The sequence below is a fragment of the Pseudoalteromonas tetraodonis genome (assembly GCF_002310835.1).
GTDB lineage: Bacteria > Pseudomonadota > Gammaproteobacteria > Enterobacterales > Alteromonadaceae > Pseudoalteromonas > Pseudoalteromonas tetraodonis.
Genome location: NZ_CP011042.1, coordinates 259,685 through 274,609, shown reverse-complemented (window position 1 = coordinate 274,609; position 14,925 = coordinate 259,685). Strand labels below are relative to the sequence as shown.

Sequence of the window (14,925 nt, the reverse complement as noted above, 5' to 3'; positions counted from 1 at the left end):
TTAACCACCAATTAACACGGTTGGGTTGCCCACAACGATTTTTCCGCCGTGGCCACTATCATCGCCCATTCTGGCGGCAGGTTTACCATTAATTTGAACACTACCCGAGCCTGTTTTTACGCTGTCTGGCGGGCCAACACACACTATCATATCGCCTTTGCGGGCAGCGGGCATGCCACCTATTAACACATTGCCAGAGCCAGCAACTATAGGTCCACCCACATGTGGAACTTTAGCGGTCACTTTAGGGCATACATGCATATGACCAATTGTAGCAGCGGGTTTACCCATTTTGACTCCTTGTCGTGTCTTTGTTGGTTTATGAAATGCTATTCATAAAGCGGGATAACTAATAGCTTGTTACTGGTTACCAGTAGCGAAATTTCTTCAATTAACTCATCTTTACTGTGATCAGAAAGTGCCACAGCGCTTTGAGTTGCATATTGATATAAGTTTGAAATTACATTTTCACTATTAAGTGCATCACTTAAATGAATAAAAAACTGCTGTGCATAATAGCCATTCATGGCTTTTAAATGACTTAAAGCCGGGCTTAGTAATGGATCGTCTGGCCTGTTTATCGGTAAACACACTAAATGCGGTAAACCATAACGGCAGTAAACAACGTGCCCGTTATTTGCAATGCCGTTTCTAAATCCTGATTGAAAGTTATTGACTATTTCCATCATTAATTTAACTTAATTACACCAGCAGATAAGGTAATGGCACTGCCATCTACTTTTACATTACTGCCTTTAATATCAATGTTTGTACCTTCAATAGTAATATTGCCACTACTGCTCATTTTAATTTGCGCAGAGCCTGTTTTTATCACTATTTCGTCACCCGCTTCAATATTAAGTGTTTTACCGACTTTTAAGGTGTCATTTTCACCCATTTCAGCAACACGGTTAGCTGTGACTTTGAGATTATCGTTATTGAGGATTTCAACATTACGGTCGTTATCTATTTTTTCGTTTTGATCGTTTTTAACGTAAAGCTGTTTATCTTTTTCGGCTTGCATATACACAAGCTCGCTGCCTTTTTTATCCTCAAAGCGCAGCTCATTAAAGTTATCTGCTCCACCTTCTTTAGTTGAGCGAGTCTTAATACCACTTTGCGTTTTTTCACCAGGTAATGCGTACGGAGGCATTAGGTCTGCATTATAAACAGCACCGCTTATAATAGGTTGATCTGGGTCGCCATTAATAAAATCAACCAGAACTTCTTGACCTACGCGGGGAAAGAAAAAGGCGCCCCACTTTTTGCCAGCCCAATTTTGTGCAACTCGGATCCAGCATGAACTTTTAGAGTCTTTTTTACCTTCACGATCCCAATCAAATTGCACCTTAACGCGGCCATATTGGTCAATCATAATTTCATCGGCGCTATCACCCGTTACTATGGCTGTTTGTACGCCGTTGATAACCGGTTTCTTTTTGCTCACTTGCGCTCTGTATGGAATGTCTTTTGGCACACATTCAAAGTGGTTAGAATACACTTCTTCACTCGATGCTTGTGCAGCGCCTGATTGGTTTGGTACCACAATCGACGTCATCATCGAGGTGATAGCAAAGGTTTTACCTTCAAGGCGTGGGTCTTCATGTTTTTTGAAACTAAACAGTTTACCAACAGAGAATGAGCGGCAGTCACTGCGCCCGCTCGAGAGCTTCATGTCTCTTTGCAGTGACTCTAGTTGAACTGATGCCAAATTAGCCGCGCGGGGATGACACTCTGCTTCAGCTGTATATTCAAAAATTTCTGATACCGATTGGGTCGGTAATTCTGCGTTTGCTTGCTCTGCATCAGGGTAACGTGATGGCTGTTTAAAATCGTAGCCCAAACGTTTGAAACTACCTGGCGCTAAGCTTAATCCGCCCTGCCAACGCGAAACATGAGACTCACTTAAATGGCCAGTTGAATGAACAACTTTAGCCTCACCACACATTTCATATGCGGTAATATCATCTGCTAAAACTAATGTATGATTACTTTTTGTATGCTCAAAGAAGTAAAAAATCCCCTCACTTTGTAATAAGCGTTGGATAAAGTCAAAATCTGACTCTTGGTATTGCACACAGTATTCGTATTTGGGGTAGGTTTTACTGGTTTTATCTGAAAAAGCCACATTGTGTTGGCCAAACAAATCAGCGAATATATCTTTAATTGTTTTCTTTTGGAAAATGCGACTGTTTTTACGATTACGCATAGAAGCGGCAAAAGGCACAATGGTAGCTTGATAATCAATGTAATTTTTTTGCTCATCAACATCCGCCGTACGGCTTCCGTTAGAAACAAGCTGACTCACGATACCGTGATAAAAACGCTCTCCCCCACCCTCGGCATTTTTTACCTTGATAGAAACAGGCTTGCCAACCAGATCTTCATGTGCAATTTGTTGGCCTATGGTATACATATTGACCGACATAACAAACAAATCTGACATGGCTTCTTGAGCAACGAAGCGTGTTAAATAAAGGGCATCTTTACCAACAGGAGTACTAATTTGAATTACGTTTTTATCTTGTGTTGCTTTTTGCATTCCTTGCTTTTCCCATCCTGAAGATCAAAAAAAGCCCTGGGCAAAGCCCAGAGCTACAATCGGGTAACAAATATTACATTTGTTGACCTTTAACACCGCTGTAACCATATACAAGTGGTGCAGTGATGTTGTTTTGGTCGTCAGTAGGTGTAACAGTCATCATCATTTCAGTGTAGCTGATAGTGATTGTTTCAATTGGACGGTCGTTTTGAACTGATACTGAGTAGCTAGAGATCATGGCATCTGTAAGTTCGATTTTCATGATTTCTTCAACTTTATCACCTTGTTTAGTGATATGGAAAACAGCAGGTAGACCTTTACCAATAGTTGCTTCTTTGAAAAGATCCGGAGATGCTTTATCTTGAAGTTTAGTAATAGTCACATCGCCTAAACGAGTAGAGCTAGATTCACGATCCATCGCCGTACCAGTCGCTGCGCTAATTTCACGGCTAACGTTCCAATCTAAAGATAAAACTGTAATTAAATCTTTGAAAGACTCAGCAGTAGTTTCGCCTTTGATTGAACCGTATTTTAAATATGTATTTGCTTGCATTTGATAATGCTCCTTTTTATTAAACAATATTATCCATTATGTGGATTCGTTTACTTTGGTTACCCAAAATTCCTTGAAATCATTATCTTTAAAACAGCAATGAAAAGGTCTTCAGAATTCCTTTCCCTAGATGAAGACAATGTCTCAAAAATTCCTTGTTTCTATATAAGACACACGAATTATAATGCCCTAAAACTAAAGAAACAACCTTAAAAACAAGTTATTTTGAATTAACTTTAGTTAATTCAACATCGAACTCATTATCTTTAATTAACAATGAGATAGATGTTACTTTTTCACCTTCAACCATGCTTGAAAGCAAGATCTCAGACAATAGAGGTAGTACTTTATTCTGTAATATGGTGTGAATATTTCGTGCACCCGATCCGGCATTTTGACAATTTGCAATAATGTGCTCAATCACATCATCGTTATACGTTAATTGCGCATCATAGTGCTTTTTAACACGCTTAATTATTTTACTAATTTGCAACGCAGCAATCTGGGTAAGAATTTCATCACTTAACGGAATATATGGAATAACGTTAATTCGTCCTAAAAATGCAGGCTTAAATGCCCCTAATAAATCATCTTGTAATGCTTTTAATAAGCCTTTAATACTTGGCTTACTTTCTTCATCTTCAAATAAGCTCATTGTGGTATCAGTACCCACATTTGAGGTCATAATAATGATGGTATTTTTAAAGTCGATATCTCGGCCTTCACCGTCTTTTATGGTGCCTTTATCGAATACTTGATAGAAAATATCTTGCACGCCTGGATGGGCTTTTTCCATTTCATCTAGCAGCACCACACTATATGGTTTTCTTCTTACTGCTTCGGTTAAAATACCGCCTTCGCCATAACCAACATAACCTGGAGGTGAGCCAAGTAGTAATGACACTTTATGCTCTTCTTTAAACTCAGACATATTAATAACTGTTACGTTATCTTCACTGCCATATACTTCTTGTGCTAGTGAAAGCGCGGTCTCTGTTTTACCCACTCCGCTTGGGCCTGCCAGCATAAATATACCATTAGGGCGACTTTCATCTGCAAGCTGAGCACGAGAGGTTTGTACTACTTTAGCCATGAGTTCAAGCGCATGATCTTGGCCAACTACGCGTTGTTTCATTTGCGCAGCTAAATTTAAAATGCCATGAATTTCATCTTCATGCATTTTACCAACAGGAATACCAGTCCAATCAGAAATAACCTGTGCAATCAGCTCTTCATCAACTTGCCAATGCACCATGTTATGTTCGTACGAGGCTAGCTTAAGCTTACTTTCTTTTAACTGCTCAAGTACTTCAGCAGAAGAGTCTGCATCGTTGGTGTTAATCGATTCAAGCGCTTGGTTTAATTCTGCAACGATGCCTTTTTCAACGTTGAACTGCTCATTTAATGGTTCAAGTTGCTGTTCAATCTCAACTAGTTCAGATTTAAGTGCTGATAATTGTTCGCTATGATCTAAACCGGTTTTTTGCTCACGATTTAACATTAAAACTTGCGCTTCAATTTCACTAAGTCTATTCATTAACTGCTCAATCGCATTAGGTGTCGATGCTTGGCTCATAGCAACACGAGCACAGGCCGTATCTAACAATGCAACTGCTTTATCGGGAAGTTGCCTGGCAGTAATGTATCTGTGCGATAGATGCACCGCACTTTCAAGTGCTTGCTCTGAAATAAAAACTTTATGATGCTTTTCCATAACAGGAACTAAACCACGTAGCATAGCAACCGCTTTTTCTGGCGTTGGCTCTTCAACCTTTACCACTTGGAAACGACGTGTTAGTGCAGCATCCTTTTCAAAAAACTTTTTATATTCAGCCCACGTTGTTGCTGCAATAGTACGTAATTCCCCTCTTGCTAAAGCAGGTTTTAGTAAGTTAGCCGCATCGTTTTGACCCGCTTGTCCGCCACTACCAATCATAGTGTGAGCTTCATCTATAAAAAGAATCACAGGGTCAACAGCGTTTTTAACTTCGTTAATTAACGACTTTAAGCGATTTTCAAACTCACCTTTCATGCCCGCACCTGCTTGAAGCAAAGCCAAATCTAGGCTGTGCAACTTAACGTTTTGTAATACTGCAGGTACGTCTTTTTGGGCAATTCTTAGGGCAAGTCCTTCAACCACAGCGGTTTTACCTACACCCGCTTCACCCGTCAAGATTGGGTTGTTTTGACGACGTCTAGTTAAAATATCAACCATTTGACGTATTTCAAAATCACGACCTAGAATAGGGTCTATTTTCCCCGCTTTTGCTTGAGCGGTTAAATCAACTGTAAATTGATCTAAACTCGGTGTTTTAGATGAACCATTTGCAGGTGTTGCAGCAGTTACATTGGCGGTATTTCGCTCTTGCGATTGTGCAACAATTTCAGGCCATGCATGTAACAGTTGGCCTGGCTCTATGTTATTAAACAATTTGCTACAGCGCGTTACTAAACTTGAAAGCGTATCGTCTTTTGTTAGCGTATAAATAACATAAGCACTGCGAATTTGCTCATCGGTGAATTCTATACTGGTACTTAACCATGACTGCCTTAATAATGTAGTCACATGCACTGATAGGCTAGGCGATGAATCACTGCCCGTTTTAAATGACTCTAGTGATTGGTTTAAATCTTGCTTCACCTGATCAATATCAATATCGAAAGAACCGAATATGAGTCTAACATCGTCTAGTTGCTGCTCAATCATGGCTAACAACCAATGCTCTAATTCAACCGTAAAATGGCTGCGGCTATTACATATTGCAACAGCTGCCTCTAAGCTTTTTCTACAATCTGGACTTAGTTTTTCAACTAATTTATTTAATGTCATCGTTGACATACGCTGTTCCTTTTAATTTTTAATTATCCTTTAAACGATAACTTAATAGGGTTAAATTTAGGGGTGTTTTTACTCGCCATTAAAAAGCTATTAGCGCCAAGTTGGCATTCCCGTTTAGACAACTGCACCGCATCAAGTTGTTGAAAATCTGATTCGATGATAAGTCGAAATGAAATCGCATTGCCCGCATAATCTTTTACAATTTTGGTAGCTAACTCAAATAACTTGCCTTTCGGTAACAAGGATTTTGCTTTATCAATATCAGTAGTGCTGATATGAATCTCAATATTAGAAGAAATATCCCATATCTTTTTACCTATTACGGTATCAACGCCTAAGCGAGCATGTTGTCCCTCGTATAGGCGCTCACTTGCTAAACAGGTTTGTTCTTGTGGCTTCAAATCATGCCACTTTCCTACCATTTGTTTGATGACAACATCACAACCAAGGTAAGAGCTCAATACACTTTTTAAATCAAAAGCGTTGCGAATTTTTCGGCTATACAAGCCAGAAAAATGCAGCTGATGATCATTATAGCCGCCACTTAAAAGTCCCAATATTTGTGTATATGGGTCTTTGTTTTTATCTTTGTTCACATGATTTAAAGACGGCTTATATTTTTTCCACGCTCGATAATATAAAGACACCAAACGATGATTAAACATGTCGTAAAAGTCACGCATGGTGGTATCTTTATAGCGAAGACGCTGCATCACCAGCTCGCTGTAAAATTGGGGTAAAGCACCTGAGCAACCCGTTAATCCCATAAAAGAGATCTGCATGTTGACTTTATGCAACCCATCTTCAAAGCTAGCTTGCTCTAATTTTGTGATAGCGTTACCTGGGTAACCAAATTTTTGTGTTGCGGTAAATTTAATTAACTCTTGCTTTGGGCTACTGTCATACCCTACATAGCGATACTCTAAGCCATGCTTTTTCAGCTGGTTTTCAATAATGAAAACAGCTTTATAAAAATCAACTTGTGACGCTTGAGAAATAATATGCTGGATCATATTAACGGGCTTTCCCCAACTCGAGCAGGCCATTGATAATACACTTGCTCTTGTTCTTTGAGCCTTAAACTAACACGCGTGAAACTATTGATTGCCGCAAATTGTGCAAAGAAATGATCGAGGATAGAAGCAAAGAAAAACATACCACTTCCCGAAAAATCATCATTGGCAAAGGTAATTTCTATTTCGCTTCCCGTTGCGAAGCTTACTCGTCCTTTTTGTACAACACGCGCCGTTGCTGGTTCTACAATCACGCGGTAAATATTATCGATAAGGCCTTTTGTTTGCGGTGAAGCTCTAAAGTCATACAGCCGTAACACTTCTTTAAGCTTGTTACATGCATCATCTCCACTAAACGCATCAAGGGTTAAATGATTAACTAATTGCCAACGAGTTGCATCGGCTAATATCGGTCTAACTGCATGAGTAAATGGGATTAAACAACGTATTTTTTTTATTACATCACCACGTTCAGGCATTAAAAGTCCGAGTTCATCATCTCCAAAGGGCATGCTAGCAGGAAGGTTTCGATTACTGCAATTAGCACGTACTGTTAATACCGTGTTCCCTTCAGCATAATCCATAGCGCTATTTTCAAATCGTGCATCTACCAATGATAGAAACGATTCCGTACCTGACTCAACATAGCCACCGGCCCAAGAAGCGGTTTCTCTGCGGATGTGCCAAAATAAATCATCATGGCCTTGGTATCGTGGATGAGTCTGCCCATAAAAAGGACACACTATTTGTTTGTTCCCTTTGTGATCAAACGCAATAACTTCTGAGATACCAATCACCTCTGAGATTTCAGAGTCCATATAGCGTGGTGTTAATTGGTATTCGTATTCACTCAGCTCAGGGCGAATCGGTTCTAGTTCTTGCTCAAACATATTGATAATGGGTGTACATCCCATTAAAAACATATTTTTGTCTACTTGCTTTTCAAGCTCGGTTGACTCTGAATCAAGATAAATATACACACTGCATTTGTTAGACTTTTTAGGCAGTGATGAACGAATATTTTCAAGCTCAACAAAGCGAAACTTTTCCGGAAAGGTAAAGTTTTCCACCAGTAACCGATAACCAGCACTTGAGCGCTGCGAATAGGGCACCACCGCTTCATTTGCATCAAAGCCTACGGCTTTTAACTGGTTTTTAGAAAGGTACTTTATACCCTCTTCACCATTATCAAAAGCAATACCAATAGCGTGTTTAAATAATAGTTCATACACTTTAAGCGTATGATGCCATTGGCCATTTATAAATAATCGTAATTTTTCCAGCCCGGTTTCAGCTAATGATACACCCGGATATTCACCGGTTAGCTCAAGTTTGAAAATTGACTTAGCTTTTTCATGCCAACGAGGCTTAGGGGCAACAAACGGACTATTATCAAATTGGGCACTTGTGATCTCAACCGGCCATAAATAAGTTTCGTAACAGGTTTGAAACTTACATTGCTTCATCGACTCAACATTGGTTTCTACTTCACTGCCTCTTGGAATGACCACACCCGTGGTGGACAGATTTTCAGCTTCTAATTTTACCACCGACATAGAAGGGATAGGCGCTTGGTAGTCTGGCAGCATCTGTCCCAATAGAGCATCAGTTAGCTCAGGAAAGCTGTCATCAAGTTTTTGCCTAATATTAGCAGTTAAAAATGCGAACGATTCGATTAGCCTAGATACATGAGGGTCTTCAATATGGTCATCGCTTAACTTTAATCGCCCAGCAACTTTAGGGTACTTTTCAGAAAAGTCTTTACCCATGTGGCGAACAAACGCTAGTTCGCGGTTGTAGTACTTTAATAACTCATCGTTCATAAAGAGGCCTCAATAATCTTCATACCTAAATTAACCGGCTCAACTTCAGAATCAAAGCTGATAAATTCAGGTTCTGGATCGGCATACAACAAGGCGTTAATCCTTAGGTTTAATACTCTGTTCACGGGTACTTCATCATCGGTAAACACTTCTACCTCAATAAACCGCGGTTCAAATTTTAAAATTGTATTTCTTACGGTTTCGCATAAAAGTGCACGCCCTTCGTGTGAGCTTACAGACATACTCGAAAAGTCAGGCAAACCATATGATAAACACGAAGTCGACAACTCAGCATATTGTGATGGCCAGGTATGCCACTGAATTCGAGCATTTAGCAGCGCTTCTATGTCTCTACGCACATTTTTTCTCAGCTCACTAATGCTGATCCCCTCAGTACGAGAAGGCGCATCTTGAAAGTCAGGCTCATCGTCAATGAGCCTATCTAAAATAGATGCTTGGAGTTGCTGCTTATGTTCAATCATAATCGTTTATTGCACTTACTCTGCTGTTTCAACGGCGTTGATTTTTAGACTAGGAATAGTGATTGCTTCATCGTTGACAAATAACATTTTCATTCCTTTACCTACAATAAACTCATCTTGTAGCTCATCCCAATCAGAAACCTGACCTAACTTTTCCAGCTCAGTATTTGAGTTTGCATAAACCAGCGGTAAATGTGCCGTGCCTGACGGACCGTCTTTGATAGTGATCTCAACGCGTAACCAGATGCTCTCTAATAAAGACGTTACAGGTTCTACTTTTAATGCTTCAATTTCATTAAAGTTTGCAAGGTAAAACTCGCCATTCGTGCCTAGCACTTCTAAATATGGGCTTAAGCTATCATCTAAATCTCTAATTGCTGAATGCTCATCATCAACGCTTTCAAGACGAAGTGCTTCCATTTGTTTTGCAAGCGTTGCCGCTTCAGATGTTTCGCCTTCAAGTAGGGCTACGTGCATTTTTAAGAACAAGGTGTCTAGCTCATTAGCTTCATGAAAGAGTTTAGGAATACCCTTACCTTGATAAAAATCTACACGCGATTGTTGTGCGCGAATTAAATGCCTAAGGTTAACCGCACCTACAGCAAATTCAGGGTTCTTTTGCACCATAAAATCTAGCTGTTTATCTGCTTTTTCAAGTTCACCGTTAATGCAAAGTAATTCAGAATAAAGACTTCTAATATCAAAATTTAAAGGCTCATCTTGCAACTCTGTAGCGCAACATAATAAAGCATCAGCAAGTTTTCCCTCGCGAATTAAACTGTGTATTTTTTTCATTACTATTCCTTTATTTTATGATGAGGACTGAGCTCTGTTATTAACTTAATACTCGAGACCATTTGGTCTAACTGAAAATGAGGCTGTAACTGCAAAACCGAAAAGTAATGACCCGGATTAGCCTTGTTTTCACTTACTTTTATTTTTGCATTACTGAGTGGGTATTTACTTCTAATGTGCTCAGACGCAGAGTCTGACGCGGTTGTGTAGTTATTGATCCACGCTTGTAAATCTCTTTCACACGCTTGAGCCGTGCTGTAAGAGCCTACACGGTCTCGGGCCAATAATTTTAAATAGTGCGCAAAGCGCGATACACATAAAATGTATTGCAACATAGACGATAAGCGCGCATTGATATTAGCAGCGCTTGAATCGTAATTTTTTGTCTTTTGAACCGACGCATTACTGTAAAAAACAATATGTTCGGTATTTGTGACCGAAGAGGCTGGGATAAAACCGAGTTCAGAAAATTGCTTTTCAAACTTACTGGTTACTAACAAATCCAGTGGCGGCTTGGCTTCTTTTTGATAAGTATCATTAGCAAAACTATCGCGAGCTAGCCCTGTGACTAAGCCTTTTGACACTTTCCCTGGCTCTATACCACGTATATGCCCAAACCAGCCGCTATCGCAGTAAGCTCTGATTATTGTTGATACAAATTGATAGGCTGCATTTCCCCACAGCATATCTGTTTCTGGATTAATAATTTGTTCTTTGAAATAGAATTCTTGATGGCGCTTACCGTCATTAGCATAAGGCGGCCTAACTAGCACATGAGGAAGTGTAAAACCCATGAATCTAGCTTCTTCCATTTTTCTAAAGCTTTGCCATTTTATATATTCAGGCTGCTCAAAATGATTAAATAAATCAGAGTAATAACCTAAATCTGAAAAGCTATCTGCGCCAAATAAGTTAGCCGATGCTGAACATATAAAAGGAGAAAATGCGGCGGCAGCCGTTCTTGACACTTCTTTAATCGTATCTATATCGTTATAAATAGTGCCCGCTGAGCAACCATTACTAATTTCATAATCACCAATCACAATACCAAAGGGCTCGCCGCCGGCACTGTCAAATTCGTTTTGATAGAGTAATTGAAAAAACGTACTTTGATCGAAATCTATCGCTTTATTTACGTCTTTTGAGAGCGTTGGCCAGTCACAATTAAGCAATTTAACTTTTACTTTTTTTTCTTTGTCTTGTTGCTCTGTTTGTAATAATAGCCACCATAGATTTCGCCAACTAGCTTCTAAATTTTGAAAGCTTTTTGCATGAATTATATGATTGAGTTGTGAAGAAATCAGTTGATCGAGTTCAATGATCACACGCTGTAAATAAGGACTCAATGACTCCTTATTCCAAGAAAGTGGAGAATCAGAAGAGCCTTCAAGCCATAATAATAACGCTTTATCTAGGTTTTTTTCGTTCAAAAACCTATCGAGTAAAGCGTCATTATCACTTATTCGAGACTGCGACTTTTGTTGAAAAGTGAAGTCTTGATTGATAAATGAAAACTCTTCGTGATTCATTCTATTGCATCATCCTTAATGCGAGAGAGCGGTATTATTAACCGATCTCTGGGATTTTAGCTACAAGGCGTAAAGAAGAAGTAAGCTCTTCCATTTGTAACCAAGGTTTAAGCCAAGCAACAGCGTTATAAGCACCAGGTTGTCCTGGGATCTCTTTTACAGATACTTTCGCATCAGCAAGAGGGTAACGTGCTCTAATATCTTGACCACCGCCCTCTGTCGCATTTACATAAGACAGAATCCAACGGTTTAACCATGATTCAACGTCTTCGGCTTCCATAAAGCTACCAATTTTATCGCGCGCCATTACTTTAAGGTAATGAGCAAAACGAGAAGTCGCCATTAAGTAAGGTAAGCGTGCTGAAATGGCAGCATTAGCGGTTGCATCAGGTGTTGAGTAGATTTTTGGTTTTTGACAGCTTTGGCCACCAAAGAAAACAGCATAATCAGTGTTTTTATAGTGACATAAAGGCAAGAAACCTAACTGGCTTAGCTCGGCCTCACGACGGTCTGTAATGCCAATTTCTGTTGGACATTTAAGATCTGGATCGCCATCATCACTCGTAAATATGTGCGTTGGTAAGCCTTCTACTTTACCACCACCCTCTGCGCCACGAATAGCAGTACAGAAACCATATTGAGAGAAAGCAGCGGTCATGTTTGTTGCCATAGCGTATGCGGCATTACTCCAACAATAATCACTATTATCAGTACTAACTGAACGGCCATCTTTCGCTTCAACTTCAAACTCTTCGTAGTTAAATTCTTCAACTGGTTTTGACGCTGCACCATAAGGTAAACGCGAAAGGAAACGCGGCATAGTAAGTGATACAAAGCGTGAATCATCGCTGTCTCTAAATGAACGCCATTTAGTGTATTCTAGTGATTCAAACACTTTTTCTAAATCACGTGGCTTAGTTAATTCTTCCCAATTATCAAAACCAAATAACGACGGTGATGATGCGGCAATAAATGGACAGAAACCAGCAGCTGCAACATTAGACATTAAGCTTAATGTTTCAACATCTTCTGGGTGATTAGTAAATTCAAAGTCACCTACAATCGTGCCATACGGTTCACCACCTGGGGTACCAAATTCTGACTCATATATTTTCTTAAAGGTTTGGCTTTGATCAAACTCAACAGCTTTACTTAAGTCTTTATGCAGCTCTTTCTTTTTCATGTTTAAAACACGAATTTTTAATGTTGAGCTAGTTTCAGAATTCATCACTAAGTGATGTAATCCGCGCCATGAGCCTTCAAGTTTTTGAAACTCATCCGTGTGCATTACGACACTTAACTGCTTTGAGATTTTTTGATCGATTAATTGAATTGCTTCATTAAACGTCACAGTCATGTTTTTGTTCCATTGAACTGTGCCTTTTAATGCTTCTTCAGTTAACGTTTTCAGTAACTCTTCAGCACGGCTTGACTCTGTTTGTTTAGTCGCACCGATTGCTTGCTCTAAAAGTGAAGAACTAACTTCTGCTACTGATTCTGATTCTGTTGCTAATTGTTCAGTGCTCATTTATCAGTCTCCTCTAAGTTAAGTTCTTTCGCCATCGAGTCTAAGCTTGCTGTGTTGCTTAATACTTCTTCTAGTACGTTTTCAAGTTCTTCTGAGCGGTCAATCTTCGTCATCAAGTCACGAAGCTTGTTACGCGTTTCCATCAATTTGCGTAACGGCTCTACTTGATTTACAACGGCTGCAGGCTCGAAATCGTCAATCGATTTGAAGTTCAAGTTAACTTCAAACTGAGAACCATCATCCGTTAATGTGTTGTCTACTTTTAAACGTAGAGATGGGCTCATACGCTTTAAAACATCATTAAAGTTATCACGATCAATTTGAATAAAACGTCTATCTTTTAGTGGCTTAAGCGCTTCTGTATTATCACCAGAAAAATCGCCCATTACACCCACTACAAAGGGTAATTCTTTTTTTACTGCCGCGCCCTCAGTTTCCACATCATAAGTGATATGTACTCTAGGTTTACGAACTCGTTTTAACTTATCATGGATACTCATTGAGAACTCCTTTTACTATGTTTCAGTTTCGCTGATCTTAATGCCAGACAACTTAAAGTATCCAGTCCTAGCATCACTATCTGTAATTAACTCATTTAATAACTCAGGTAGCGATAATTCGCTCCATCGAATAACTTGTTCTATCGTGTAAGACATCGGTGAATGAGGTTCAGTCTTTCTGAAAAAAGTCGCAATTTCTTGAAGTTTCTTAATTGCGTTTTCTCTTGAATTAATCTCATCACTGCTAAGCTTTTTAGGTTGCTCTGAGTCAGCTTGAATCGCATCCTCAACGAGTTCCTCTTCAGGCTCAGCGTTAGCTTTATCTAGTGCAGTTTGCGCTGCTTCAAGCTTATCTGCTGCTACGTGTTTTACCGCCGCTAAGCTCACTTCTAATGCTTGTTTGATGTTAGACGTCGGTTGTGGCTCACCTGTCACCTCATCCATAACTTCGCTCAAGGCAGCAAACTGCTCTATCGCATCTTCAATATCGTTTTTTAAAGACACAAAAAATTCGGTACTGGTCTCAGCGGCACTTTTTTCTAATTGCTCAAAATCAACTGCGCCTTGGGCTATTTTCTTTTCGCGCTTTTCATCATTTAAACGCGAAATATCATACCCTTGCTGATACTCCCAAAAAGAAAAAGGATCCATACTGACACTGTCTGTCATATAAATGCTTTTTATTGGGATGATCAACGTGCCTTCACCGGCTGTACCATTTAAGCCAACTAAGGCAGACACTTTGTCTGAAATTTCATCACCGTCATCAAGTGTTGGATAAAGGGATTCAAAATGGTGTTCCAAAAGGTGCTTAGCAACACTAAAACCAAACGCTATTCCTTTAAACCCGTGAACGCGGCATAAACCTTCAATTAGCCATGCAAGGTATTCAATATCCTTGCTTTCGCTTTTAACTGCCTCACTGCATTGTTCAAGTAATGGCAGCCAATCTCGCGAAAGTGAAGCAATTCCCTCTTCATCGACTAAGGCATTTCTTTCAGCCGCACGAAGTTGGTTTCTTAAATCTTTTAAGGCATAGTAAGTAGACGTTGGAGAGACGTCTGAGCGCGGATCAATACCTGCAAACTCAGCATCTGAAATAGGGGAAATATACTCTTCAAATAAAAACATTCCATTGTCCTAAATATTATCCATGTGCTCTAAGAAGCAAAGCGGAAATTATATTACATTCTTTAAATTAAATTACAAGCCTTGACGCTATTATGCCGATAAGCTGGCTAATGTTATTTTATAAATAATTGAAATAACAGTTTTTTTGTTCCTGATTTATTTACAACTTTTTTTCTTGATTATACTAAAA

The 14,925-nt window shown here is 39.4% G+C and carries 13 protein-coding genes; all 13 read right to left on the bottom strand.

Annotation, left to right across the window (positions count from 1 at the left end; genetic code table 11):
- The 13 genes from PTET_RS16965 to tssA all read right to left on the bottom strand — a co-directional run bounded on the left by PTET_RS16965 (position 1) and on the right by tssA (position 14,735).
- Positions 1-291 (bottom strand): PAAR domain-containing protein, encoded by a 291-nt coding sequence (locus PTET_RS16965; protein ID WP_013462976.1) that lies wholly within the window; start codon positions 289-291, stop codon positions 1-3.
- A 38-nt stretch (positions 292-329) separates the two neighbouring features.
- The gene (locus PTET_RS16960) at positions 330-689 is read right to left on the bottom strand and encodes a hypothetical protein (RefSeq protein WP_016900103.1); all 360 of its coding nucleotides are present in this window, start codon (positions 687-689) and stop codon (positions 330-332) included.
- Positions 689-2,542 carry a type VI secretion system tip protein TssI/VgrG gene (gene tssI / locus PTET_RS16955; RefSeq protein ID WP_013462974.1) on the bottom strand — a complete coding sequence of 618 codons (1,854 nt, stop codon included), beginning with the start codon at positions 2,540-2,542 and terminating at the stop codon, positions 689-691. The genes PTET_RS16960 and tssI overlap by 1 nt, the downstream gene beginning before the upstream one ends.
- Positions 2,543-2,615: 73 nt before the next feature.
- Positions 2,616-3,095: an Hcp family type VI secretion system effector gene (locus tag PTET_RS16950; RefSeq protein ID WP_013462973.1), complete on the bottom strand. Its 480-nt coding sequence runs from the start codon at positions 3,093-3,095 to the stop codon at positions 2,616-2,618.
- 220 nt (positions 3,096-3,315) lie between these two features.
- Positions 3,316-5,934: a type VI secretion system ATPase TssH gene (gene tssH / locus PTET_RS16945; protein ID WP_013462972.1), complete on the bottom strand. Its 2,619-nt coding sequence runs from the start codon at positions 5,932-5,934 to the stop codon at positions 3,316-3,318.
- 23 nt (positions 5,935-5,957) lie between these two features.
- Entirely contained in the window at positions 5,958-6,947 is a 990-nt protein-coding gene (gene tssG, locus PTET_RS16940) for a type VI secretion system baseplate subunit TssG (protein ID WP_033102982.1), read from the bottom strand.
- Positions 6,944-8,770, bottom strand: a complete 1,827-nt coding sequence (gene tssF, locus PTET_RS16935; protein WP_013462970.1) for a type VI secretion system baseplate subunit TssF — start codon at positions 8,768-8,770, stop codon at positions 6,944-6,946. The genes tssG and tssF overlap by 4 nt, the downstream gene beginning before the upstream one ends.
- The gene (gene tssE / locus PTET_RS16930) at positions 8,767-9,252 is read right to left on the bottom strand and encodes a type VI secretion system baseplate subunit TssE (protein ID WP_013462969.1); all 486 of its coding nucleotides are present in this window, start codon (positions 9,250-9,252) and stop codon (positions 8,767-8,769) included. The genes tssF and tssE overlap by 4 nt, the downstream gene beginning before the upstream one ends.
- 15 nt (positions 9,253-9,267) lie before the next feature.
- Complete coding sequence (locus tag PTET_RS16925) at positions 9,268-10,047, bottom strand: type VI secretion system accessory protein TagJ (RefSeq protein ID WP_013462968.1); 780 nt, start codon at positions 10,045-10,047, stop codon at positions 9,268-9,270.
- Between the two features lie 2 nt (positions 10,048-10,049).
- Positions 10,050-11,576, bottom strand: coding sequence for a type VI secretion system contractile sheath large subunit (gene tssC, locus PTET_RS16920; RefSeq protein WP_013462967.1), 1,527 nt, complete (start codon positions 11,574-11,576; stop codon positions 10,050-10,052).
- A gap of 37 nt (positions 11,577-11,613) precedes the next feature.
- The gene (gene tssC, locus PTET_RS16915; protein ID WP_013462966.1) at positions 11,614-13,104 is read right to left on the bottom strand and encodes a type VI secretion system contractile sheath large subunit; all 1,491 of its coding nucleotides are present in this window, start codon (positions 13,102-13,104) and stop codon (positions 11,614-11,616) included.
- The gene (tssB, locus tag PTET_RS16910; protein WP_010389380.1) at positions 13,101-13,604 is read right to left on the bottom strand and encodes a type VI secretion system contractile sheath small subunit; all 504 of its coding nucleotides are present in this window, start codon (positions 13,602-13,604) and stop codon (positions 13,101-13,103) included. The genes tssC (PTET_RS16915) and tssB overlap by 4 nt, the downstream gene beginning before the upstream one ends.
- A gap of 15 nt (positions 13,605-13,619) precedes the next feature.
- Positions 13,620-14,735: a type VI secretion system protein TssA gene (tssA, locus tag PTET_RS16905; RefSeq protein ID WP_013462965.1), complete on the bottom strand. Its 1,116-nt coding sequence runs from the start codon at positions 14,733-14,735 to the stop codon at positions 13,620-13,622.
- Positions 14,736-14,925 lie beyond the last annotated feature (190 nt).